General features: G+C 37.5%; 25 protein-coding genes, 1 pseudogene and 1 riboswitch. Of the genes and pseudogenes, 21 read left to right on the top strand and 5 right to left on the bottom strand.

What is annotated here, in order from left to right; translation table 11 throughout:
* Positions 1–319: 319 nt before the first annotated feature.
* Complete coding sequence (locus ACINWC141_RS05460; RefSeq protein WP_034677747.1) at positions 320–1,690, top strand: EAL domain-containing protein; 1,371 nt, start codon at positions 320–322, stop codon at positions 1,688–1,690.
* A gap of 78 nt (positions 1,691–1,768) precedes the next feature.
* Here ACINWC141_RS05460 and ACINWC141_RS19390 read toward each other — a convergent pair.
* Positions 1,769–1,947: pseudogene (locus ACINWC141_RS19390) on the bottom strand (NUDIX hydrolase); the annotation flags it as partial.
* Between the two features lie 67 nt (positions 1,948–2,014).
* Positions 2,015–2,584: an HD domain-containing protein gene (locus tag ACINWC141_RS05455; protein ID WP_009388806.1), complete on the bottom strand. Its 570-nt coding sequence runs from the start codon at positions 2,582–2,584 to the stop codon at positions 2,015–2,017.
* An 811-nt stretch (positions 2,585–3,395) separates the two neighbouring features.
* Between ACINWC141_RS05455 and ACINWC141_RS05450 the strand changes: the two genes are divergently transcribed.
* The 18 genes from ACINWC141_RS05450 to ACINWC141_RS05370 all read left to right on the top strand — a co-directional run bounded on the left by ACINWC141_RS05450 (position 3,396) and on the right by ACINWC141_RS05370 (position 20,347).
* Positions 3,396–3,950 (top strand): TetR/AcrR family transcriptional regulator, encoded by a 555-nt coding sequence (locus ACINWC141_RS05450; RefSeq protein WP_009389016.1) that lies wholly within the window; start codon positions 3,396–3,398, stop codon positions 3,948–3,950.
* 92 nt (positions 3,951–4,042) lie between these two features.
* Complete coding sequence (locus ACINWC141_RS05445) at positions 4,043–4,600, top strand: hypothetical protein (RefSeq protein ID WP_034677745.1); 558 nt, start codon at positions 4,043–4,045, stop codon at positions 4,598–4,600.
* A 2-nt stretch (positions 4,601–4,602) separates the two neighbouring features.
* Entirely contained in the window at positions 4,603–5,295 is a 693-nt protein-coding gene (locus ACINWC141_RS05440) for a hypothetical protein (RefSeq protein WP_009388974.1), read from the top strand.
* Between the two features lie 159 nt (positions 5,296–5,454).
* A complete protein-coding gene (locus ACINWC141_RS05435; RefSeq protein ID WP_009388789.1) occupies positions 5,455–5,772 on the top strand; it encodes a hypothetical protein in 318 nt (105 codons plus the stop codon).
* 187 nt (positions 5,773–5,959) lie between these two features.
* Positions 5,960–6,154, top strand: coding sequence for a hypothetical protein (locus tag ACINWC141_RS19380; RefSeq protein WP_009388782.1), 195 nt, complete (start codon positions 5,960–5,962; stop codon positions 6,152–6,154).
* A 248-nt stretch (positions 6,155–6,402) separates the two neighbouring features.
* On the top strand, positions 6,403–6,861 hold the full coding sequence (locus tag ACINWC141_RS05430) for a hypothetical protein (RefSeq protein ID WP_009389037.1): 459 nt from the start codon (positions 6,403–6,405) through the stop codon (positions 6,859–6,861).
* Positions 6,862–7,172: 311 nt separating this feature from the next.
* Positions 7,173–7,517 carry a hypothetical protein gene (locus ACINWC141_RS05425; protein WP_009388836.1) on the top strand — a complete coding sequence of 115 codons (345 nt, stop codon included), beginning with the start codon at positions 7,173–7,175 and terminating at the stop codon, positions 7,515–7,517.
* 188 nt (positions 7,518–7,705) lie between these two features.
* The gene (locus ACINWC141_RS05420) at positions 7,706–8,650 is read left to right on the top strand and encodes a DUF4424 family protein (RefSeq protein ID WP_034677742.1); all 945 of its coding nucleotides are present in this window, start codon (positions 7,706–7,708) and stop codon (positions 8,648–8,650) included.
* Between the two features lie 92 nt (positions 8,651–8,742).
* Positions 8,743–9,540: an SDR family NAD(P)-dependent oxidoreductase gene (locus ACINWC141_RS05415; protein WP_009388815.1), complete on the top strand. Its 798-nt coding sequence runs from the start codon at positions 8,743–8,745 to the stop codon at positions 9,538–9,540.
* A gap of 126 nt (positions 9,541–9,666) precedes the next feature.
* Positions 9,667–10,578: a LysR family transcriptional regulator MumR gene (gene mumR / locus ACINWC141_RS05410; protein ID WP_009388805.1), complete on the top strand. Its 912-nt coding sequence runs from the start codon at positions 9,667–9,669 to the stop codon at positions 10,576–10,578.
* Positions 10,579–10,921: 343 nt separating this feature from the next.
* Positions 10,922–12,175 carry an NRAMP family divalent metal transporter gene (locus ACINWC141_RS05405; RefSeq protein ID WP_081399177.1) on the top strand — a complete coding sequence of 418 codons (1,254 nt, stop codon included), beginning with the start codon at positions 10,922–10,924 and terminating at the stop codon, positions 12,173–12,175.
* A 34-nt stretch (positions 12,176–12,209) separates the two neighbouring features.
* Positions 12,210–12,974 carry a LamB/YcsF family protein gene (locus ACINWC141_RS05400; protein WP_009389012.1) on the top strand — a complete coding sequence of 255 codons (765 nt, stop codon included), beginning with the start codon at positions 12,210–12,212 and terminating at the stop codon, positions 12,972–12,974.
* Between the two features lie 2 nt (positions 12,975–12,976).
* On the top strand, positions 12,977–13,792 hold the full coding sequence (locus ACINWC141_RS05395; RefSeq protein WP_081400030.1) for a putative hydro-lyase: 816 nt from the start codon (positions 12,977–12,979) through the stop codon (positions 13,790–13,792).
* Positions 13,793–13,824: 32 nt separating this feature from the next.
* Entirely contained in the window at positions 13,825–15,408 is a 1,584-nt protein-coding gene (locus tag ACINWC141_RS05390) for a 5-oxoprolinase subunit B/C family protein (protein WP_009389094.1), read from the top strand.
* Complete coding sequence (locus ACINWC141_RS05385) at positions 15,408–17,126, top strand: acetyl/propionyl/methylcrotonyl-CoA carboxylase subunit alpha (protein ID WP_034677739.1); 1,719 nt, start codon at positions 15,408–15,410, stop codon at positions 17,124–17,126. Before ACINWC141_RS05390 ends, ACINWC141_RS05385 begins: the two co-directional genes overlap by 1 nt.
* Positions 17,127–17,428: 302 nt before the next feature.
* Positions 17,429–18,649, top strand: a complete 1,221-nt coding sequence (locus ACINWC141_RS05380; protein ID WP_009389069.1) for a chloride channel protein — start codon at positions 17,429–17,431, stop codon at positions 18,647–18,649.
* A gap of 207 nt (positions 18,650–18,856) precedes the next feature.
* Complete coding sequence (locus ACINWC141_RS05375) at positions 18,857–19,165, top strand: hypothetical protein (protein ID WP_034677737.1); 309 nt, start codon at positions 18,857–18,859, stop codon at positions 19,163–19,165.
* 627 nt (positions 19,166–19,792) lie between these two features.
* The gene (locus ACINWC141_RS05370; RefSeq protein ID WP_009389038.1) at positions 19,793–20,347 is read left to right on the top strand and encodes a TetR/AcrR family transcriptional regulator; all 555 of its coding nucleotides are present in this window, start codon (positions 19,793–19,795) and stop codon (positions 20,345–20,347) included.
* A 54-nt stretch (positions 20,348–20,401) separates the two neighbouring features.
* Here ACINWC141_RS05370 and ACINWC141_RS20375 read toward each other — a convergent pair whose 3' ends face one another.
* From ACINWC141_RS20375 to yddG, 3 genes are all read right to left on the bottom strand, one after another.
* Positions 20,402–20,635, bottom strand: a complete 234-nt coding sequence (locus ACINWC141_RS20375; RefSeq protein ID WP_034677735.1) for a hypothetical protein — start codon at positions 20,633–20,635, stop codon at positions 20,402–20,404.
* Positions 20,636–20,984: 349 nt separating this feature from the next.
* Entirely contained in the window at positions 20,985–21,416 is a 432-nt protein-coding gene (locus ACINWC141_RS05360; RefSeq protein WP_009389103.1) for an SRPBCC family protein, read from the bottom strand.
* Between the two features lie 129 nt (positions 21,417–21,545).
* Positions 21,546–22,478 carry an aromatic amino acid DMT transporter YddG gene (gene yddG / locus ACINWC141_RS05355; protein ID WP_009388830.1) on the bottom strand — a complete coding sequence of 311 codons (933 nt, stop codon included), beginning with the start codon at positions 22,476–22,478 and terminating at the stop codon, positions 21,546–21,548.
* A 203-nt stretch (positions 22,479–22,681) separates the two neighbouring features.
* Here yddG and ACINWC141_RS05350 point away from each other — a divergent pair, with 203 nt between their 5' ends.
* The gene (locus tag ACINWC141_RS05350; protein WP_009389005.1) at positions 22,682–23,632 is read left to right on the top strand and encodes a 3-hydroxyacyl-CoA dehydrogenase NAD-binding domain-containing protein; all 951 of its coding nucleotides are present in this window, start codon (positions 22,682–22,684) and stop codon (positions 23,630–23,632) included.
* Between the two features lie 237 nt (positions 23,633–23,869).
* Positions 23,870–25,033 carry a zinc-dependent alcohol dehydrogenase gene (locus tag ACINWC141_RS05345; protein WP_009388756.1) on the top strand — a complete coding sequence of 388 codons (1,164 nt, stop codon included), beginning with the start codon at positions 23,870–23,872 and terminating at the stop codon, positions 25,031–25,033.
* Between the two features lie 189 nt (positions 25,034–25,222).
* A riboswitch (guanidine-I (ykkC/yxkD leader) is annotated at positions 25,223–25,318 on the top strand.
* Positions 25,319–25,323: the final 5 nt, after the last annotated feature.

Below are 25,323 nucleotides of genomic sequence, written 5' to 3'. Positions count from 1 at the left end.
GTTAAAATATTCTTAATATAGTAATGATAATTATGAGTATTAATAATGAAAAATATATTCTAAAAATTTTGATACGCTAATTTTTCACGATTTAACGCTTGTACCTTAGTCGCAGAGGCATGTATCGTTAGGGGTGACACTTTAAAATTATAGAGGCCATTGAAAAGTGATGTTTTTTAACCACATTTATTAAACAAACGGACTTTGCTAGCAATAGTGAAAAAACACCTAATCTAAAAATAATAATATAAATAACAAAGGTGTAAGACATTAAATTTTATTGATTGGATCCTGAAATGGATAATCAATATGGGGGACTATCAAGAAATATTTTACGGTTGATTTTATGATTGCTTTGTCTTACTTAAAAAAACACAAGAAAAACTACCGTGCCATAAAGGACCAACAACTTACAATTGCTGCTAAAGCAAATATATTTATTTGTATTATTTTTTGCTTGTTTTGGACCATATATTTCGCATTTGCACAAATGTGGCTGATTGTTTATATGGATGTGTTTTTTACACTAGTATCCATATTTAGTCTTTTTTTAATTTATATACGTCGAATTTCAGCTGGTATTCTTCTATCACAAATTGTTCTTTTGGCTTTTCCTGTGGTTTTTTGCCTAATTTTTGATGTAGCCACATTGGATCGTCCTCGGGTAGCTCATTTGTTTTTACCCGCTGGAGCCATATTAGGATATTTAAATTACCGCAGAGATCCGAGCTTTTTACAAATCGTTTTAATTATCTTATCGATCGCGTGCTTTATATTTTTTAGTGGAAGTTCTTTTACGCTCGATAGTGCAATACCTTTATCAGAAAATATTCGTGACCATGGCGGGTGGATCGCGACATGTGTTGCTACCCTCATGATTTGTATTTCAATTTATGCCATGCAATTAGAGATACAAACAGAAAACACCATGGTGCAAGACTTACGCTTAGCACTGGCTAAAGAACAATTTGAGCTTTTTTATCAACCGCAAATGAATTCTTCTGAAAAAATTATTGGGGCAGAAGTCTTGTTGCGCTGGCATCATCCAGTTTTGGGATATGTACCTACAAAAGATTTTATTCCGGCTGCTGAAACTTTTGATTTAATGCCTGAAATTGGGGAATGGGTATTGGTTCAGGGGGTTAAAGTATTACAAGATTGGAGTGAAAAAGAAGCGACGAAAGATCTCACACTTTCTATTAATATTAGTGCTGATCATTTCATGCAACCAAACTTTGAGCAGACTGTGATTGCCATGGTACAAAAATATGAAGTTAATCCAGCTCAACTCATATTAGAAATAACCGAAAGTATTGCTTTAAATAATTGTGTGAGCGTCATCGAAAAAATGCATTTCTTGTCTAAACATGGAATTCAGCTTTCTCTTGATGATTTTGGTACGGGGTATTCATCTTTAAGCTATTTACAAAAAATGCCCATTAGACAAATCAAGATTGATCGTAGCTTTGTGCAAGCAGCTTTGGATGATAAACGTAGTAATAAATTAGTCACTGGTATTATTAAAATTGGACTAGATTTGAACCTTCAAGTGTTAGTAGAAGGGATTGAAACTGCTGAACAGTTTAGCGCTTTTAAAAACAATGGCTGCACAGAGTTTCAAGGCTATTTATGGGGATGCCCGATGCCATTAAATGATTTTCTGAAGCAATTGTCACATTTCAATCAATAGGCAAAAGGGTAATTTGACAATCTTAATGTTGTGGCAGAACTCCAAATATAAGAGATCTGCCTTACAGTGAGTTCTTAATTAATCAAATTGAGTAACGTCTGGTATTACTCTCAATAATCAAAAAATTGCTGTATTTGTTCTTCTGTTACTCGTGCTGTAGAAATAGGCGGTAACTCATCTCTACCAAAGAAACCAACTTCGGGCGTTTCAATACTTGGTGTCAGTTCACCATCAATAATTTCACACCCGAAGAAAGATTAGACTAGCGATTTATATAGTAATTTTTACTATGCATCCTCTTAACAGAATGCACGGTAAACTAATTTATTGTTTATTAGCTCTTTGTAGAGTTTCTTCATTCAAAATTGCTCTAATACTCTTAAATAATGGGTGCTTATCTGTGTATTTTTCACCATAGGTAAGATTAAACTCATAATTAAAGTCTTCTGGATTAATACCTTGATTATGTTGCAGAATTGTCTCTAGTTTATCTAAAGCTTTTACAGCAATAGCTTCTTGAGTTTGTCCTGCTTCATATTCTTCCCATAGTCCTAATAGGTCACTTCTAAGTGGTTCGTCCAAGGAACTGGTAAGAATGATTAAATCATTACGTTCCTGAATATCTTTATTAGGATAATTTTGCTTTTCGATTGCAGGTACGTCTCCGCTCAGTGTTTCACCAAGATCATGTACAAGACACATCTTTAGAACACGTGAGAAGTCGAGATACTTAAGCTCATCTTCAAAAACTAAAGCAAGTAAAGCGAGTCTCCATGTATGTTCTGCGGTACTTTCATTTCTTCCACTTGAAGTATGAGAACTGCGCATAACATTTTTTAGATTTTCTGCTTCTTTTAAGAAGAGTAGACGACCTTTAATAGTGTTGGTATTCATTAAGATTTCCTATTAGCATCAAAATTTAAGAATTTTTTGACTGAGAAATAGAATTCTGTACTTTTAATATGCTTGGAAGGGCAAAAAATACTAACAAATTTTCTATTTTACTAAAAGGTTTAATTCTTATTAGTTAAGGGTGCCTTTTAATACAGTGGGTTTACGGTTTCTTATCTTTGGCATTAAAAGCTAAAAGTTTATATAAATAATGTTTTATAAACCCCAATTTAACAATAAATTTTAATTATTTATCCTTACTTTTTAATGATCTATTTTAATACGATTGTCATTTTGTATGCTTGACTGAAAGAGGCTTGAATATTATTCTTCGCATGCTGGCCTACATTGCCAGTCGGTTTTAGCAGACCGTTTTAGACCACATCAGGATTATTTCTTCTGAGGAATAGTCTTGTGTGAGCATCTCGTTCCCTCCCGTAGCGGTAGGACGGGAGAGGGACACCCTCGGGTGTGCTGGAGTCTAACCAGTCTGCTAACCCTCTTTCGTTCTGCCACCATAATTTTAAATGTCTGGCAGAACTCCAAATAAAAAGGAGTTGGCTTTGCACATTCATTATTTCTTGGCAGACATTGCCAAAGTCTATAACGACACAACATAAATTTTTAAAGTAGTTTGATTGCCCATAGGTTTTCAGACTTTAAATCGTTTTTACTCAAAACTTAGCAACAATAAAACTTGAGATGTGCCAAGCACAGTCTTTATGGGCTTTGCTATGCCTTTTTTCTCCCATAAAAGGTGGCGGTTTTTATATCTCATTTATATACAACAATAATTTTTTATAACGGTAAAACTATGCCACATTCAGATCTGCCATTTCGTGCTTTAGGTGTGCTTCATACGGCAAGATTTCTATTTAATAAATACGGCTTTCACAACGTTGGAATAGACCGAATTATTGAGTCGGCAAACATCCCAAAAGCCACTTTTTATAACTACTTTCACTCAAAAGAACGTCTCATTGAAATGAGCTTAACCTTTCAAAAAGATGGACTGAAACAAGAGGTACTTTCAATCATCTATGTCCAAAAAGACTTAACTCTAATTGAAAAGCTTCGCAAGATTTACTTTTTGCATGCTGATCTAGATGGGCTTTACCATTTGCCTTTTAAAGCTATTTTTGAAATTTCGAAGGCACATCCAAAGGCGTATCAGGTCGTCATTGATTATCGAAATTGGCTGATTAATGAAATCTATAAACTGCTTTTAACGACTAATGAAAATGCTTCAAAACAAGATGCGCACATGTTTTTGTTTGTGATTGATGGCGCGATGGTTCAGCTTTTAGACCCGAATAAACCTGATGAAAGAAAGCGATTGCTTGAGTATTTTTTGTTGGGGTTTGGGTGAGGGGAAGGAGGCTGAGTTACAATTTTTTGATTTAATCTAAAACACGAAGTAAAGTTGCCTCACAAGATATTAAATAAAATGAATGGTTTGTTATGAATATTATAAAAGGTACTAATTTCTGGAGACTACTTTCTATTATATTAATCTTTATAATTTTTCTTGGATTATATTATTTTTTCATTATATATCCTAAAGATACTGAGCAAGCTAGAGAGCGATTTTCAGAGGAGGTCATGGCTTCCTTTTTTTGGATGGACTTATCTGATGAAGTGGAAATGAAAAGTGTTATTTTAAAGCAGGGCTTAGAATTAAACCCAATTAATGATGAGATATACATTAATGATTTAAATGGATTAAGCTCATTTTATGCTTGGAATGGTGAACATAAAGAAATGAAATATGTCTTAAATAAATATGTAGACTATTCATATTTTGGTAATAAGGGCATTCGTGGATTATGTTTAAAGCTTATGTTTGTACAACAATATAATCAAAAAATTCAGCAGAAAAATTATTCTTCAGCAAGGCTGTTGGCATCAAAAAATATCAATCAACGTAATCTAGAAATTATATCTCCATGGTTAAGTGACATGAAGGCTTTTGACGAGTTTTATAAAGCTAAACACATGATTCCAAATTGTAAGATATAGATATGGCCTCTAAAAACTTTCTGTCTACTATTGTACTGAAAAGTAAGGAGAACAAAGGAAATATAGCTATATGTTTCATTCTTTTTATTATTCCTTTATTTGTATTTCCTGCTTATCCTAAAAATGAATGGCAGTACGAGCTATATCAATACATCACACAAACTATGCATGTGACTGTTGGTACGAAAGGCCCATTACCGTTTTTTACGATTCTTTATAGCATTTACATAACTATAGTCATGTTCTTTGTTGGTTGTGTTATCTGCTATTTTTTTATTAAAAAATATGGAGTTAATAAATCTTATCAAGAGGAAATTTATAAAATATTTTTTAAAGCCGAATTTGAATCTTCAAAAAAATACCCTTGGTTAGAAAAGCCTCTAATTAAAAAGACCTTAGTCTCAAGTACATTTGCAATATGTTTGATTATGGGAATTTTTCACTTTATTGATGATGATATTTCTCAGCACAGACCTAGACGTAAAGGTGGACTTATAGCATTTAGTTATAACTATAAAGTAGGGGTTATGTTCTGGGAAATAGCAGTTAGCTTATTTAGTATATTTCCTATTTTTTATTTTGGCCTTTTATTCTTATATATCATTAATTATTTTTTCCGTGGATTAGGTACAGGTAAGGTGGTTATTCCTTTAGAAGTGCCAAGCAAAAAACGAAAGAGAACTAGGAAGGTCTGATATTTTCCTTTTGAATTGATGAAATACACTTCACTTAACCTATCAATAAATGTGACAGAATCTAACTTTTTATATCGTGTAAATACCGTTATTTTGATTGGGCTTGAACACAACATCTTAAAGTTTTCCTCTTTTAGTTAGATTTTAGGTATTTAAAAAATGAATAAAATGCATGTAACTTTAGCGGTAATCGTTGGCTTAATTGTTGGTGGAGTATTTGGTGCTCTAGCTTACTCTAAAACCGCTGCACGTTATGACGCCATGACCACAGCATGTGTAATGGTCAATCAAGCGGTTGAACATGAAATCTTGAAACCTGAACAGGTAAAAGAGCTAGGTGAGTTAACAGGCCAAACCCTTAAAAAAGATTATGAGTCTGTTGCAGCTAAATTCAAATTTTCTGAAAAGCAATTAGGCAATGCATCTGAAGGTTCTAATTGTAGTCAGTTTATTGTTGGGGTGAATGCCGCAAAATAACATTTAGGAAGCCCACAGTTTGTGGGCTTTTTTATGGAGTCTATTTAAGAGACGATGAAGATAAACGACAATATCAACTGAACATATGATCCACGGGCTGCTATAATAATGATCACCACAAAATCTTAGATATAAGCTTGCTCTATCGGCAGGCTTCTTTTGTTTGCAAACAAATCTGCTAGGAACTATGAAACGTTATTTAAAACAAATTGAGTCAACGACTTCTCATTGGACAACAGAACAAGACTGTTTCTTGATAGAAAATAATTCCCTCCTAATTCATGAACTCACAGAACATTTGCCATTTTCTGAGGAAGAAATAAGAGTACGTAGATCTATTCTTGGTTTAGTTCGACGCGATAAGCAGATGAAAACATTTTAATTTTACCAAATGGTAAAATAAATATGAAAGAAAATGTTTCAAATGATCTCTATTCAACCATTCATTTTGTGGATGAGTTATCAAAACCATAATTTTTTTAGGTGTTTTTTTGGTGCAATTTACACAAAGCGCTAACTAATTACACTTGACTCCAATAAGATTACTTTTGCTTACACTTCTTTCAGCATAATCAAAGTCATAAGATATTCATAGATCAGCACTTTATAACAATATACGGAGAGAGGTTAATGCCAAAGTATTTAGCTGTAGCCGAAAAGGTTTATAAAAATATTAAAAAAGATAGCTTATTCACTGATGACATTACTCAGAACCTTAACTGTTTAATTAGTCAAATTCGAAAAGCTATCAAGGGAACTGAGTTTAAGCTCAAGTTCAACTATATAGACTTTGAAGAAAACTTAACTAAACCGTTGAGTGAGTGCAAAGTTCAAATTGATTTGAGCGTCATGCCAAAATTTGCAAATGAAGGAGAATATCTTCTTTGGCTAGCTGGTTTTATTGAACGAATTACGGAAGGTGGAAAACCTAAATTGCCACCAATTTCCCAATTTCTTCCACCAGGTTTTAAAATGTCGAAAGATGCGTTTCCTGTATCTATCGCTCCTGCAAAAGAAGAGCATGCCGACATGATTATCAATTATTTTAAATCTGAGGATTTTATAAAAACCAATAAAAATCCTTCATAAAAGAATATAGAAGTGGAGGTCCACCACGCTTCTATATACTGCTGGTTTTAACTCAGCGACCGCCTTCTGGGGCGGTTTTTTTTGTTTTAGACTTCATCATAACTAACTTTTTAAATTATCTACATTCAGATTTTAGGCAATATTAAATGTATGCAAATGTGCAGATATCTATTGAATAATAATAAATAACAACAAGTTAGTTATATCTTCTGGTAAAGATAAATATACATTTTTCACAGAAGTAACGTGTCAAGTAACGCAATTAAACATTTAGCTGTTCATAATCTTTAAAAAAGGGGAAGATAGATGATATGAACGAAAATGCGGAGCTAATAAAATACATCGACGTTGCTGAAAACGTATATGAGCGTATTTATGAAAATAACCAAGTTTCAAATAACTTGATTGTTAACCTTAATCGAATTATGGCGGAAATTAAAAAGCAAGCCGAAGAAAAAGATCTAAAGTTAAAATATAACTCTATCGACTTTGAGTATTGCTTGAGTTTGCCTTTGGCGGATAGAGATATAAAAGTTGATCTAAGCTTGATTCCTCATTTTGAACATCGTGATGAATGCATTTTATGGCTGACTAACTTTATTGGAAAAATTAGTGTGCAAAAAAAGATGACGAAGCAAAAAATAAATTTTCATTAAAATTTAAATAGATTTTAAATGTATGAATGAACCGTCTTTAGGCGGTTTTTTTGATTGTAATATATAAACATTTGACTATATTGCTCATCTCTCATAAAGGAAAAGATTAACAGCTTTTATGCTTTAACAGCTATGATTTACCTTAGATTGACAGTCCATAATTAGAAAATGACATAGAGCACTTCAAAATGAAAAAGCTTGTAATAACCTTTGCTGTTTTGGTCCAACTATCGACCTATAGTCTAGCCAATGATTCTACGGGTTACGTGGGTACGGGTGGGATTCAATATCTTAAAAATTCGCAGATTGCCATGCAAAGCGAAGAGCTATTTATTAGTAAAAAACTCATTAAAGTCGACTATCTCTATAAAAACTTAAGCAATAAGGATGTCACTGAAACTATTTTATTTCCCTTACCGCGTATTGATAATTTCTTTGAGTCTGATTTTGCTCATACAGAAGAACTTTTAAAAAGTTTCAAGATTGTGGTTGATGGTAAAAATATAAAACCAGACATACATGTCAGAACGTTTATTCAGAAAGATGAAAAATCGCCACTTATTGATGTAACAGACGAGTTTAAGCAGTGTGGTTTTAGTCAAAAGGATATGTTAAACCCATGGGCACGTAACAATTATGATTATGACTATTATGTAGATAAGCTAAAACAATGTAAGACACCGAACATACAGAAAATTTTAGCCAAGTTTAAAAAAGATGATGTAATCCCATGGTCATCTCAAGTGATCTATAGTTGGAAGCAAACTTTTAAAGCTAATGGTTTGACTAAAATTCACCATGAATATAAACCCTTGGTGGGCGGCTCAGTTGCTCTATATCCAGATGAATATAATCAACAATTTTGTATGGACAAACAATTTAAGCAAGGCTTAAAAAAAGCGAGTGCTGAAAACTCTCCGTTTAGTGCTTTGGGCTATATTTTGACAACAGGTGCAAATTGGGCCAAGCCCATTGAAAACTTTAAGCTAACCATTGAGCGTGATAAAAATGAGCTGGTTTCATTTTGTTGGGATGGCAAAGTCAACAAAATAAGCCCAACGCAATTTCAAATGACCAAAACTAAATTTGTACCAAAACGAGATTTAGACATTATCTTTGTTCATGTCCGATAAGCACATATAAACTTTAAATTGTATAAAATTGCATCACATTTGATTGTGTGTCATAACTTCATGATGGCACATAATAACAAGAGGATGCCGCAATGTTGCTTAAGGGAAAAGTGGCTGTCATCTTTGGAGGCAGTGGAGCAATTGGTACTGCCATTGCGAAGGTTTTTATTCGTGAAGGCGCAGATGTCTATTTATGCGCAAGAGATTTAAATAAACTTCAAAATATTGCGGCACAACTTCAGCAACTTGAAAGCGTAGTTCATATTGCCAGCGTTGATGTGTTAGACAGTCAGTCAATAAATAATACCGTGGCTCAAATTGCTCAAGAGACAGGTGGTCTAGATTTAGTCATCAATGCGACCAGTTTTATACATAATCAAGGCAAAGAAATTTCGGAATTAAATCTTGATGAGTTTGTCGGGGGAATCAATCCATTTCTTACTGCTCAGTTTAATATATCTAAAGCTGTAGTTCCTTATATGGGCGGCGATCGTGGCGGAACAATGATTTCAATTGTGGCACCTTCAGCTCGGATGGCGATCCCGGGACATCTGGGGCATATTGTGGGCTGTGCCGGAATAGAGGCCTTTATTAAAGCACTTGCTAGTGAGCTAGGGCTTAAAAACATACGTGTATTGGGTGTGCGCTCACATGCAATTAGTGATGCTGTTCAAGCGGGTTCTTACACGCGTGAACTATTTGAGACCAAAGCACATGCCATGGGGCTCAGCATTGGACAATGGCTGGAAGGTGCTGCCCAGAGCACTATGCTAAAACGGCTACCCACACTTTCTCAGGTTGCAGAAACGGTTGCTTTTCTTGCTTCGGAACATGCGAACTCAATGACAGCCACCGTGGTAAACATGACCGCTGGGGCAATAATTGATTAGAAGAGAGTTTCGTAATAATGATAAAGAATTAAATCGATTCGAATAAAAATGAATAAATGGGTAGCCTAATGACTTAAAAAACTCCCATACTATAAAAGTAAAGGAGTTTTTAAGACAGGATGAAACGTGAATTTAAAGAATCTTGAAGCATTTTATTGGGTTGTGACTTTAAATAGCTTCAATAAGGCTGCGACTAAATTACAAACGACTCAGCCTGCGGTCTCTCAAAAAATCACAGCTCTTGAAAATGAATTAGGTTTTAAAATTTTAGATCGAAGCTTTCGTCAGCTTAAACCGACTCATAAAGGCTTAACTTTATTTAAATATGCTGAAAAATTTATGCGCCTCGAAACAGATTTGGTGGCTGAACTGACTGAAAATCAGCATCTGACTGGCACCATTCGTTTAGGCGTTTCCGAAACCATTGTTTATACGTGGCTAGTTGAATATATCGAAAAGGTTCAACAAGAGTTCCCAAAAATTTCAGTAGAAATTGTGGTGGACCTTACCCCCAATTTACAAGAAGGGGTGCGGACAGGGGATTTGGACATGGCCTTTTTACTTGGGCCAACTTTGGCTTTTGAATGTATTGAACAGGCACTGTGCGATTTTGAGCTGAGTTTTTTAGCTTCACCTTCGTTTAAAGGCGTAGTTGCACAGATGTCATTGAAAACCTTGATGTCTCATACGATTTTAACTTATCCAAAAATTACCTATCCCTATAAAGAATTGAAAGCCAGAATGAAAGAACAAGGGATTGATGAACCACTTTCAATTACCAGTTATTCACTTGCAACTTTATTGCGTTTAGCTGAACAGGGCTTAGGCATTGCTGTCGTGCCGACCTTAACGGCGTTAAAAGAAATTACCGATGGCCGACTAGAAATATTAAATACCCCCATTCAGCTAAAGACCTTTCATTTCACCTCGATCTATATTCAGGGGAATGACGTTGCCTTGAAAGAAAAACTAACCGAAGTCGCTGTTAAAGTATCGGAATGTGCGATGCAACAACTGAATGAGCAAATTAAAAAATAAGCTCGGTTTTTTTATTTCTCATCAATATTTTTTCTTATTTAAAAAAGCTGTTTTGTATGTAAAACCATAAAAGCAGCTTATGTACTTCGATAAGTAAAATTTATCCTGATTTTTTAATATCAATAAAAATATTTAAAATCAAATGCTTGGGTTTTTAATTTTATGTAGAAAGTCTTATTGTTCGTAGGGATTAGCTATGTTTTTATTCTAAATACAAGATTTGATCACCGATTGTGTTGATTGGGGAACAGGGAATCTTTGTCATTTAAAAGGATTAAAGAATATCGTTTGGGAAAGAAATGGTGTTCTTGGTTCAACTTGAAAATAGCGTTGTTAAGCTCAAATGGATGAGGAACGCATTAATATGTCTTTACTGAAATCTTCTTTTTTATCAGATCGCCAATGGGCCATTGTTGCCTCAATCTTTATGATGGCGACCTCTGCAATGGGGCCAGGATTTTTAACCCAAACTGCTGTATTTACAGTTAAGTTAGGTGCTGCATTTGGCTTTGCCATTTTAGTTTCCATTCTAATTGATTATGTAGTTCAACAAAATATTTGGCGTGTGGTCACACTCACTCAAATGCGTGCATCAGACATTGCCAATAAAGCATTACCAGGTAGTGGTTATTTACTGGCGTTTCTGGTGATTTTGGGTGGTTTTTTCTTTAGTGTCGGTAACATTGCAGGTGCAGCTTTAGGTTTAAATGCGCTTTTTGGCCTAGACACAAAGTGGGGCGGTATTTTAAGTGGTGCGTTAGCTATTTTGATTTTTGCATCAAGAAAAGCAACGCTTGCCATGGATAAAAGCATGATCGTGTTGGGATTGCTTAAAATTCTGCTGATTATTATTGTTGCCGTCATTGTGATGCCACCAGTTGGACAAGCTGTACATCAAACCTTTGCTCCAGATCAAATCGACTTTGCCATTATTACCACCATTGTTGGCGGTACAGTTGGTGGTTATATCTGTTATGCAGGTGCCCACCGTTTACTCGATAAAGGTGCTGTTGGCCCTGAAAATATTGATGAAGTTGCTAAAGCTGCGACCAAGGGCATTATTGTCGTCGGCATCATGCGCTACGTATTGTTTTTAGCGTTTTTAGGTGTAGTGGTAAGCGGTGCAACAATTGATTTAGCCAGCCATGACGCTAATCCGGCAGCTCAAGCATTCCAATATGCAGCGGGTACATTTGGCTTTAAATTATTTGGTTTAATTTTCTGGGCAGCCGGCATTAGTAGCACCATTGGCGCAGCATATACTTCAGTTTCATTCTTTACCGCGTTTAAAAAGAACTTAACGCCAAAACAAACCAACTATACGACCATTACCTTTATCGCATTGGCTTTATTACTCTATGTGTTATTGGGCGCAACTCCGGCAGGTCTACTCATTTTTGTGGGTGGTTTTAACGGATTGGTGTTGCCAATTGGCCTTACAATTTTTGTGTATGTGGCTGCGTGCCGTAAAGATTTAATGGGTAATTATAACTATCCAAAGTGGTTACTTATTTTGGGTGGATTAACATGTCTGTTGACATGGTGGATGGGTTATATGTCGTTTACGACAGTGTTTAACTATTTGACCAAGCTTTAAGCCAGACTTTGTTACGTAATAAAGGAATAATGCCATGTTTGTAGATTTAAATAGTGATTTGGGTGAGAGCTTTGGCTCATGGAAAATGGGTAATGATGACCAGATTTTACCTGTCGTGACCAGTGCCAATATTGCTTGTGGCTTCCATGCTGGCGACCCGCTCGGCATTTTAAAAACGGTTCGTAAAGCAGTTGAGCTTGGTGTGACCATTGGTGCTCATGTGTCTTATCCAGACTTGGTTGGTTTTGGCCGCCGTAATATGGATTTGTCACGTGACGAACTAATTGCGGATGTGCTTTATCAAATTTCTGCACTCGATGGTTTGGCAAAAGTAGCAGGCTCAAAAGTGCAATATGTTAAACCGCATGGCGCACTTTATAACACCATTGCCCACGACCAAGCTCAGGCAGCAGCCGTGATTGACGCTATTAAAATGTATAACCCTGAACTAGTTTTAGTGGCTTTGGCTGGCTCGAACTTAGTTGAGCAAGCACGTGCTGCTGGTTTAAAAGTCGTCTCTGAAGCATTTGCAGACCGAGCTTATAACAGTGATGGCTCACTGGTGTCTCGTCGTCTCGAAGGTGCAGTTTTACATGACTCGGCATTTGTTGCCAGCCGTGTGGTGTCTATGCTTAAAAATGGTGGAGTAGAGTCAATTGATGGTGTATTTACCCCAATTCAAGCTGACACCATTTGTCTACATGGCGATACCGAAGGTGCACTAGAAATGTCGGCTGCCATTAAAGCCGAGCTTGTAAAAAACAATATTGAAATTCGCCCGTTTGTAAACAAAGCATAAGGATGAGCACCATGTATAAGGATATTAAAGTCGACCCAGCTCAGCTTGAAGCTGCATTAGATGCGCGTTTGAAAATCCGTGCAGGTTTTGATAAACCGACAGCAGGCATGGCGGCTGGCATGACGCAGGTCAACATGATTTCGGTGCCAAAAGAGTGGGCATATGACTTTTTACTCTATGCACATCGCAACCCGCAAAGCTGTCCGGTACTTGATGTGCTCGAAGAAGGCATCTATGTAACCAAGCTTGCAGCAGACTCAGACATCCGAACTGACTTTCCACGCTATCGCGTTTGGAAAGACGGTGAAATGGTCGATGAAGTAACAGATGCAAGAGAGATTTATAACGCTCATCCTGATTTGGTGACTTTCTTAATTGGTTGTAGTTTTTCTTTTGAAACGGCTTTGCAAGAAGCGGGCATTGAAGTTCGCCATATTCATGACGACACCAATGTGCCGATGTATTTGAGCAATATTCAATGTGAACCAGCAGGGCGTATTTCAGGAAATATGGTGGTTTCCATGCGACCAATTCCATCGCATCAAATTAGTGAAGCGGTAAAAATTACAGCACGTATGCCAAGTGTGCATGGTGCGCCTGTGCATATTGGTCACCCTGAAAGCTTAGGAATTTTGGATGTAAATAAGCCTGATTTTGGTGATGCTTCTCGCATTGAAGCGGGTGAAATTCCAGTGTTTTGGGCATGTGGCGTGACACCGCAAGCCGCCGTCATGAACTCGAAAATTCCTTTTGCCATTAGCCATGCACCAGGCTACATGTTTATTACCGATATTCCTGACCGTGCTTGGATAGGCTAATTGGGCTAAAGAAGAATTAAAAGGATAAGCAAATGCGTTTTTTATCGGTAAACGCCGATTGTTTTCTGATTGAGCTTGCGAGCTTAGAGGAAACTTTGGCGTTGTACAATAAATTGCAAAATACGCAATTGAATGGAATTAAAGACTTAGTCCCTGCGGCAAAAACAATTTTGGTTTTTTTTAACGAGATCGAAACCAATTTTAAAACGTTGGTTGCCTCAATTCAGAGTCTCAAAGTTGATTCTGGATTTGAGCGTAGCAGCCAAGAAGTGATTATTCCGATTCGTTATGATGGCGAAGACCTTGCTCAGGTTGCCGAGTTACAAGGGCTGTCGGTGGCTGATGTGATTAGAAAACATCACCAAAGCGTGTGGAATGTGGCTTTTATTGGTTTTGCGCCGGGCTTTGCATATATGAGCAGTCCTGACCGACCGTTTACCGATATTCCACGCTTAACGGTTCCGCGTAAAAAAATACCGTCAGGCTCTTTAGGCTTGGCTGGAAAATACTCTGGTATTTACCCAAAAGACAGTCCGGGTGGCTGGCAGCTGATTGGTACTACCTCAGAAAAAATGTGGGATTTAGAACGAAAAAATCCGGCATTACTTTTACCGGGCATGACCGTACATTTTGAGGATGTCACGCATCAGCCTACAACCGTAAATGTACCGCAGCAAATCACTCGTACGGTTGAGCCGAAACAATCTGTGCCACTGTTTAAGATTACCGCGCCAAGTTTACAGATGTTGATTCAAGATGAAGGACGCTTAAATCAGACCAATATTGGCGTTGGTGTTGCAGGTGCAATGGATGTGTCTGCCATGCACAGTGCTAACCGTATTGTCGGGAACCCAACCGACACACCTGTCATTGAAGTTTTAAATGGCGGCTTAAAAGCCAAAATGCAACATGCGGGTGTTATTGCGATGGCTGGGGCCATCTCAACCATTCCTGTGAAATTTGCCGATGGGCAAACCACAGACTTTACAAGCTATCAACCGATTGATCTGGATGAAGGCGATGAATTTCAAATTCAGCCACCGACAGCAGGGCTTCGAAATTATTTGGCAGTTCGAGGTGGTATAGACGTTGAACCTGTTCTGAATAGTGCCTCGTTTGACAGCTTGGCAGTGTTAGGCCCAGAGCCTTTAAAGCTTGGAGATATCATTTATAAAGGGCAGGTGCAGGCAGCCAACATTAGTGTAAATGAAGTTGGCAAAAGTGACTTGCCGCAAGCTGGCGAGTTGGTCGAGTTAGACATTGTAATGGGTCCACGTACAGACTGGTTCGAGCAAGACAGTATTGAACTGCTGTGTCAGCAAGAATGGCTGGTAACCAATGAAAGTAACCGAGTCGGACTCAGACTTTCAGGTGAACAACCTTTAACTCGCAAAATTACCCATGAATTGGAAAGTGAAGGTACATGTATTGGTGCTTTACAGATTCCACCGAGTGGTCAACCCGTTTTGTTTATGAATGATCACCCTTTAACGGGCGGATATCCGGTTATTGGCTCTGTTGCTAAACACCATTGGGACTTGGTGGCACAGATACCAGCAGGTTGCCGCATCAAATTTAAAAAAATTGCCGAATTTATAGATTTTGAGAATGAATGATGAATACAGAAAAATTATTGATTGCTAACCGTGGTGAAATTGCCGTTCGTATTATTCATGCTTGCCGTGACATGGGAATTGCTTCGGTCGCGTTATATGCAGATGACGACATTGGCAGCATGCACGTCGAACTTGCAGATGAAGCATGGGGCTTGGCTGGTACGACTGCCAGTGAAACCTATTTAAATATTCCTGCCATTATCGAAATTGCGAAAAAATCAAAAGCAACTATGGTTCATCCGGGATATGGCTTTTTATCTGAGCGCGCCGAATTTGCCCAAGCGGTCATTGACGCTGGTTTAAAATGGGTAGGGCCGTCACCAAGTGCCATTGAAAAACTAGGCGATAAAATTGAAGCACGTAAAATTGCTGCTTCGGTTGGTGCGCCATTGGTTCAAGGTACGCAAGATCCACTTAATAATGCAGATGAAGCTTTAGAATTTGCTAAGCAATTTGGTTTACCGATTGCCATTAAAGCTGCGTTTGGTGGCGGTGGCCGCGGCTTAAAAGTTGCGTGGAAACTCGAAGAAGTTCAAGAGCTTTATGAGTCGGCAGTACGTGAAGCAAAAGCTGCCTTTGGTCGTGGTGAATGTTTTGTCGAGCAATATTTAGATAAACCGCGCCATGTAGAAGCACAAGTGATTGCTGACCAACATGGCAACATTGTGGTGCTTGGCACACGTGATTGTTCATTGCAACGCCGTAACCAAAAGTTAGTTGAAGAAGCGCCAGCGCCATTTATTAGCGATGAAATTTACCAACAAATTTTAACCTCGGCAAAAAACGTTTGTCAGGCTGCAAACTATGTGGGTGCGGGCACAGTTGAATACTTACTGAGTCGTGATGGCAAGCTTTCATTTTTAGAAGTAAACACACGTTTGCAAGTCGAGCATCCAGTGACCGAAGAAACCTCAAAAGTCGATTTGGTGGTTGAGCAAATTCGTGTTGCACAAGGTGAAGTGCTTTCTATTAAAGAAACACCAAAAGCACAAGGCCATGCCATTGAGTTTCGTATTAATGCCGAAGATCCAGCTCGTGGTTTTATTCCGGCGTTTGGTGTGTTGAGTTTATTTGAAGCGCCGTTTGGTAACGGGGTACGCGTCGACACAGGAGTTCGCACGGGTTCCTTGGTGTCTAGTCATTTTGACTCACTCATGGCAAAACTGATTGTGACGGGTCCAACCCGTGAAATTGCAATTGCTCGCGCTAAACGTGCATTAAAGCAATTTAAAATTGAAGGCGTAGCTTCGGTTTTAGATTTTCACCGCGCGGTACTTAATGAACCTGATTTTACAGATGAGTTTAATGTACATACGCGTTGGATCGAAAATGACTTTAAACAAGAGTTAAAACTAACCAAACGTGGCATTCCAAACCATCAACAACCGATGTTGCTCAGCTACATTGAAATTGATGGCAAGTTACACCGTTTAGGTCTACCTGCAGGCATGTTTGCGCAAGGCCCTGTAACGGCAAATCAAGCACAATCTGCCGAGCCAGAAGTTAGTGCTGAGCATTTACTCGCGCCAATTAATGGTGTGATTAGCGCTTGGAAAGTTGAAAATGGTGAGCAAGTGACAGAAGGTCAAGTAGTCGCAATTATGGAAGCCATGAAAATGGAAGTGCAGGTACTGGCACACCGTAGTGGCACTATTCAGATTAGCGCAGAGAAGGGCGCGACCTGTCATGCTGACACCGTAATGGGTAGCATTAATTGAGTTTTGAACACATGATTTGGCCTGATTGAGTATTCGTTTTGTCAGGCTAGATCAGTTGCTCATTTATCAGCTCTGTCAGCTATTTTCACAATACTCATTAACCATTTTCAACTTGAAAGCAAGGACAGGTTGTGAGATATTTATCACAATTTAGTGATATCAAAATTAATCACTGTATTGAAAGCTCGCTTATGCGGGCTTTAATTTTTAGCCCAGTTTAAGCATTTCTCACTTAATGAGCTGGCCGAATAAAAAAAATTGAGAATTTATCATCCATTTTAAAGGCTAATTGAAGAACGCGAATGAAAATTCTACCTTCATCTGAATATGATCAAATTCTAAAATACAGTGTCTATTGGCTCGTCATCTCGATTGTGATTGGGGTCGTAGCGGGGCTGGCCTCGACTTTAATTTTTGTGGCCTTTGATATTTCTAATAAAGTAAGAAGCCTGCATCACTGGCTCATTTACTTCTTGCCTTTTGTGGGTTTTGGTATTGGTTATCTCATTAAAAAATATGGATCACCGATTGAGCGGGGAACCCATTTACTCATTGATGAAATTCACCAGCCTAAATCGTTTATTCCAAAACGAATGAGCCCCATCATTTTTATCACCTCAATTTTAACGCAGTTGTTTGGTGGTTCGGCAGGACGTGAGGCGCCAGCGGTTCAGCTTTCGGGCGCCTTAATTGACCACTTGAGTCATATTTTAAAAATCTCTGAAGATAACCGAAAAATCTGTTTAATTGCTAGTATTGGTGCTGGCTTTGCTGGGGTGTTTGGCTTGCCTCTGGCAGGTGCAATCTATGGTTTAGAAATTACTGCTTTAGGTAATTTAAGATACTCAGCTATTTTTCCATGTTTTGTGTCGGCGCTTATCGCATCAACCATCCCTGAGCTATTCGATATTGTTCATCCGCATATTTTTTATGTGATTAGTGAGTTTCCAGCCATTCATTTTGGCACGCTCATGAGCTTAATTGCGGCAGGGCTAGTCTTTGGTCTGGCTGCACGTTTCTTTATTGCTGCTATTCATTTTGCGAGTGACGTCTTTTATAAATATGTGCATTATTTACCATTAAGAACCATGGTGGGTGGTATTGTTATTATGCTACTTACGTTGTTCACCGCGCATCAGCAATACAATGGTTTGGGCACAGATAAAATCATTGCATCTTTTTATGTGCCGATTGAGTTTTACGACTTTTTTAATAAGACTGTTTTTACTGCCATTACTCTAGGTTCGGGCTTTAAAGGTGGTGAAATTACGCCGTTGTTCTATGTTGGCGCGACATTAGGTAATGCTTTAGGGGCAGTTTTAAATCTGCCGATTTCATTGCTTGCAGGCTTAGGTTTGGTAAGTCTATTTTCTGGGGCAAGTAAGGCGCCGTTAACCTCTATTATTTTAGCTATTGAGCTATTTGGAATGAATGTCGCCACTTACGCTATTATTACGTGTTTGCTGGCAGCGCTATTTTCTGGAAATTGTGGGTTATATCGCCGTAAAAAGTTGATGGATTGATTAAGGCTATGTAAGGAGTGGAGTGGTTTCAAATTGCTTAACTCCTATTAAATCTTATTTTTTAATAACAATAATAAAAATTGGCATATTAAATGCTTAATAAAAACTGATAAGCAAATGAAAAGAAATGAAGTTCTATGTCTTGTTGGGAACTATAATGAGAAATAGAAAATTATTTTAATATTAGAAAAAGGATTAACTTAAACTGTGTCAATATTTATTCTAATACTTACTTTTTTTGTGGGTTCACTTGTTGGCCGATATACTATATTTTTAATTGAAAAGTCTTTATCTATTTTTTTATATGTTGTTAATAAATTTTTAAATAAATATTTTGTTCTTTTATTATCAATTATTTTTTGCTTTCTCTTTTTCTCTATTTATTTAACAGGAGGATTGATGTTGTGGCACACTCTTAGTGGTGGAATAACAGAACTAGGTAAGCTTATATATTTTATGGGATGGGTAGTCGGAGCAATATTTTTTGGATTTCATCCAGAAAATAATAAATTTTAAAATTTAATTGTATTAATAATTGTAGAGATCGGAAATGATACTTTTAATATTCCCATTTCTTTTTAATGATTTATTTTAATACGATTGTCATTTCCCACGCTTGACGCCAACAAGAGTGAATACTATCCTTTGCGTGCTGGCCTACATTGCCAGTCGATTTTGACAGATCGATATAACACACAAGACATCAAAAAGTTCTCTTTTTGGTGGCGAACTCGTTCGTCCCCCTTCGTAGCGGTAGGGCGAGGGAGGGACGCCTTGTGCGTGCTGATTCTTGTGTGTCAGTCTGTCAACCTTCTCTCGTTCTACCACCATCATTTGACAGTGATTGGGTAGAACTCCTTTACACACAAGGAGTCCGCACATGCGTACTATTTCTTATTTATTGGCCTTTGCCAAAATCTCTCTATTTGCACCTTTTAAGCACTCTATAAATTGGTTTAACCGACTCTAGGTTTTCTACAACCTTAGTTCGTTACGACTAAAAAATCATAGCAACAATAAAACCGAGATAGGCGAGCACACCTTTAGTGCCGCTTTTGCATGTCTGTTTTTAGCACTCATTTTAAGAGTGACGGCATTTCTATCTCTTTTAGATACAACAAAAAATTATTTTAAGCGGTATACATGAACAATTTAGAACCTTCATTTAGAGCACTACGAGTGCTGCACACGGCAAAAGATTTATTTACTCAAGATGGGTTTAACACGGTGGGGGTTGACCGAATTATTGCTGAGGCCAAAATTCCCAAAGCGACTTTCTATAACATCTTTCATTCAAAAGCACGACTCATCGAGATGTGTTTAACCTTTCAAACGGATGCGCTCAAAGTAAAAGTCCTTTCAATTATCAATTCATATAGCGAACTTATGGTGTTCGATAAACTCAAGCAAATTTATTTTTTACATGCCAATTTAGAAGGGTTTTACCGTTTGCCATTTAAAGCAATTTTTGAAATTGAAAAGTGCTATGCAACGGCTTATCGGGTGGTTGTTGATTATAGAAACTGGTTTATAAATGAGATTTATAAGTTACTTCTTACTGTCAAAACTACCGCTTCAATAAAAGATGCGCACATGTTTGTATTTGCAATTGATGGGGCAATGGTGCAGCTGTTAAGTAAAAATAGTGTAGATGAGCGAGACAAGCTACTCGAGTATTTTTTAATCATGCTGTCTTAGCGATAAATTCAAACACATTCTAAAAGGAAAAAAGCCCGTAATTGGGCTTTTTATTTATTCAAGTTCAAGTTGATCGTCATCTTTAGTGACTTTAATTTTCAACTTTTTATATTTACGTTTGTTTGGATCTAAAGCAGAGTTTGTCACTTCATCAGCAAATTTTGGATTCTGCATGAGTTTTGCATAGGCTTTGTAACCTATGCGAATTCGAGTAGGCGGACAATCTGTTCTTTTGGAATAATATTCAATAAGCGAATTTAATTCCTTTAACAAACTCTGATGTTCCATTGCGTGAGGCATTTTCTATTATTAGGTCATTTCAGCATACTGAACTTTAGAAAATTACAAAAGATGTAATTGATATGCATCGTCTCTGATAAATATTAATTGAGTAATATTAATAATATAAAGCGTGAAAATAATTTTCTTTTATCTCAAATTTCTTTTTAATCAATTAGTCATAATTAAGGGTTAAATTAATTTTAGAAAAAGAAAATAGATAGAAGATTGCCACGAACAACAACTATTTAAGCAATTTTCTCAAACTGTAGTATTCAGCTGACTTTAACGAGTCGGCTTTTGTTTTTGTGGACAAATAAAAAGCCCTTTATCGGGCCTTTTATTTTATATATCTAAATCAAAACTTGAGTTTTTTAAGCCCACGACTTACGCCATTTTGTAGGGCAGCTTTAATGATCGGGCCTATAAAAGGTACTCGGCCTTTAAAGCTAATGGTGTAATTCAAGCGAGTACGGTTGTTGCCCAAGTCAGTAAATTTCATTACACCACGGTGGCCCTTAATTGGGCTAATGCCGCTCGTAATTGCATATTCGATCAGTTCATTTTCTTTATAGATTAAATTAGTTTCTACAAATGAAGGGGTGAGTGGAATAGACATTTTACGAGCAGAGCCCACACCATTACGCGCGTCTTTGCCGTCGCTAATGCGAGTGACTTTAGCAGGAGCGAAAAGTTTACTTAAATTTTCATGCTCACTTAAGGTTGCAAAGACCTTGTCTACGGGTGCATCAAATTCTTGTACGATGTTGATTTTTTGAGTTTTTAACATCTTATTCCCTCTAGAAATTATTTTGACATTGGTAATTGTCAGAATCTGGATATTAGCACGCTTTGAGTAATGGGGGAATTCTTCTTCGTCGGAGTTATCTTAAGTCCGAAAAAAAGCACTGCGATAAATTTACAATGCTTTTTGGCCTTTTCTTAATTTTTTAAAGAAGGGTTGAATCACAGACCAATTCGTTGAAACCCAGCAAATAAAGGAACCAGCCGTCACCATTGCTGTTCCTTGCCAAAAGCTCATTGAAAGTTGAGTTTGTAAAACCAACATCGCCAAAATAGATGAAATAATTGGGGTGAAATAAGAGGCCACCACAAGCACGGTAATGTTTCCATGAATGATGCCAATGTTCCAAGCAGCATAACCAAAACCCATGGCAGCGGATGCCACTAAAAGAGTGGTTACAGTTGGAATATCCATTGAAGGGATGGCAAATTGTCCCGACACAAGCAGCTTGAACCATAAAGTGAGCGCGACACCAACAAAGAAAATGGAAATTGGATTTTGCCCATTACTCATTTTTTTGGTGATTACACAGTAAAAAGCCCAAATGATGGCACCTGTAAATGCCAAAATATAGCTCAGTGGGTTGCTATGAAAATTATCGACAAGACTATTTAGACTAAAATCACCGCTTCCAGTTTGAATAAAAATAATGCCAGAAATTGAAATAAGTAAGCCGAGAATAATAAGAAAATTAAACTTTAATTCCTTAAAAATAACGAAAGCTAAAACCGTTAAACTCGGCCATAGATAGTTAACAATACTAATTTCAATTGCTTGTCGCGCTGTCTGAGAGTAAGCAATCGCAAATGAAAAACAAAGCTCGTAAGCCACGAACAGAATAGTGCCAAATATTAAGTATTTTTTAGAGATCTGCTTAAAGTCTGGAACTTTAAAAATGGCAAGCAACAGTAGTGCACTTAAAGAATAAATAAAGGTAACACCTAGCTCTGGTCCAATGGCGGCACTGACTTGCTTCATCAGACCTACCAGAGATGCCCACATGAGAATGGCACTTAAACCAATCAATGTTGCTAGATTTTTTGACATAAAATTCAGTAAATAACGGTTAAAAAATGGTAAAAGATTAAGTTGTACTAATGAAAGGAATCAATTTTCAAGCTAAGGAATATAGGACAAATTATATAAAATATAAACAATTAAATATATTGATTGGTTGAATCTGCTATGTTTATTTAGCATTCAATTGAGTAAAGAAATTTCGAATAAAACAACATTCTTACGAGGAAAATATGGAAGTCATTAAAACGGTTGGTGTTGTTGGAGCTGGTGTAATAGGTGCGAGTTGGACGGCCTTATTTTTATATAAAGGATTTAAAGTTAAGGTTTACGACCCTTATCCTATAGATGAAGCAGTCTTTAAAAATAGAATATCTACAAATTTAAATGATTTATTGGCTTTAGATCAGAACGCTGGACACACCCATTCTTTATCAGATGTGCTACTTCATCTGGAAATTTTTAATAATTTAAAAGATGCAGTTTCAGACGTAGATTTTATTCAAGAAAATGCCCCTGAACGTCTTGATGTCAAACAACAGCTATATCAAGAAATCACAGCATATTGCCCTGAACATACTATTATTGCTTCAAGTTCATCGGGCTTAAAAGTGTCTGATTTTCAAAAAGAGGCGCAACATCCTGAACGTATTTTATTAGGTCATCCTTTTAATCCGCCTCATCTTTTACCTTTAGTCGAGATCGTTGGTGGTACTTTGACAGATCCTCAAATTTTAAAACAAGCTTCTGAGTTCTATAAACAACTGGGCAAGAATCCAATCGTTTTAAATAAAGAAGTAAAAGGGCATGTCGCAAACCGTTTGCAGGCTGCGCTATGGCGAGAAGCTTTTTCATTGGTTGAACAAGGCGTGTGCTCTGCCGAAGATGTCGATGTCGCGATTACCAGTGGCCCAGGTTTAAGATGGGCGCTATTTGGTCCCTACATTAATATGCAGCTTGCAAACCAAAAAGGCTTTAAAGAGGCAATCCATCATTTAGGCCCACCAATGACAGAATGGTGGAACGATATGCAAGCATTTCAACATTCAGACGAGACAACAGAGTTATTTGAAGCACAAACCAATCAGCTATTAACACAATATAAAGATATCGATTTATACCAAACCCGAGATAAAGGTCTGGTCGATATCTTAAAACTTAGACAGCAACTTAAACTAGATTAAGTCAAATCTTTAAGATAGAGCCAATCCTTTTATTGCAGAGATGATTGGCTTTTTTGTTGGGGCAAATAACAAAAACGTTCCTAGATGAAACAATCTTATATTCATTAAATGTTACTGAAATCTCTGTCGCGTTGCATTTGAACTATATGCCTTACGTGAAGAGTAAGAATCGTTGCAAACCGTAAAGAAACCCTCCTCATAATCAAAGGACATGATAGAAAATAGAGGAATAACAATATGCGTGCTCTTACTTACCACGGTGCAGAAGATGTTCGAGTAGAAACAGTAGCAGATCCTATTATTCAAGAACCGGATGACATTATTTTACGCGTAACTGCCACAGCGATATGTGGTTCTGACTTACATTTATATCGAGGCAAAATCCCTAGAACCGAGCAGGGCGATATCTTTGGGCACGAATTTATGGGCGTGGTTGAAGAAGTCGGTCCAGCCGTCACCGCAGTGAAAAAGGGTGATCGAGTGATTGTTCCTTTTGTGATTGCCTGTGGCGAATGTTTTTTTTGCCAACTTGACCTGACTGCTGCCTGCGAAACCACCAATACAGGGCGCGGCGCAATTATTAATAAAAAGCAGATTCCACCAGGCGCAGCTTTGTTTGGTTATAGTCATCTTTACGGCGGTGTACCGGGTGGGCAAGCAGAATATGTGCGTGTGCCAAAAGCCAATAAAGGCCCTTTTAAAGTGCCAACTTCACTGTCAGATGAAAAAGTACTTTTCTTGACTGATATTTTACCGACTGCTTGGCAGGCAGTGACCAATGCACAAGTGAAACGTGGCTCAACCGTTGCAATTTATGGTGCTGGTCCAGTCGGACTGTTAAGTGCCGCTTGTGCCAAGATGCTCGGCGCAGAAAAGATATTTATGGTCGATCACAATGACTATCGATTGAATTATGCAGCGGCAACGTACGGTGCTATTCCAGTTAATTTTGACGAAGTCGATGCTGCCGAATTTATTATTCAACATACCGACAATTACCGTGGTGTCGATGCTGTGATTGATGCGATTGGTTTTGAGGCAAAAGGCAGTGTGATTGAGACAGTTCTAACTAATTTAAAGCTTGAAGGTTCAAGTGGTGCAGCACTGCGTCAATGTATTGCCGCGGTTCGCCGTGGTGGTGTGGTCAGCGTACCGGGTGTATATGCAGGCCCGATTCATGGTTTCTTATTTGGTGATGCTTTTGATAAAGGGCTGACTTTTAAAATGGGCCAAACCCATGTGCATCAATATTTACCGCAACTCTTAGAACTGATTGAGCGTGGTGATTTATCACCAGAAACTATTATTACCCATCGAATGAAATTAGAAGATGCCGCAGAGGGTTATCGTATTTTTAATGAAAGAGAAGAGGACTGCCGTAAGGTAATTCTGCTTCCTTAAGATTCTCAATCTTATAATTTAGTTTTAAGCCTCTTAATGAAAGGGGCTTTCTTATTTTCAAGATGCACAATTTTGAGTGCAGTTTTTTATTTTTGGACTTAAACCGCACCCAAACAGCTCAAGTTTAGTATTACTTTTAATCAAAATCGTAATACTAAGCTGGCATGTCCTTTGCATAGTCATAACCAATCAAAAGTGATCTAGGGTTCCGATACTTCATGTATGACTGGACCGAGAGTTCACGGTTCCTAGCGAACTACACGGAGGGATAAAAGCCCGGGAGGAAGTCT

Source organism: Acinetobacter sp. WC-141, from assembly GCF_000313935.1.
In the GTDB taxonomy this organism is placed as follows: domain Bacteria; phylum Pseudomonadota; class Gammaproteobacteria; order Pseudomonadales; family Moraxellaceae; genus Acinetobacter.
This window is presented reverse-complemented; position numbering and strand designations above follow the sequence as displayed.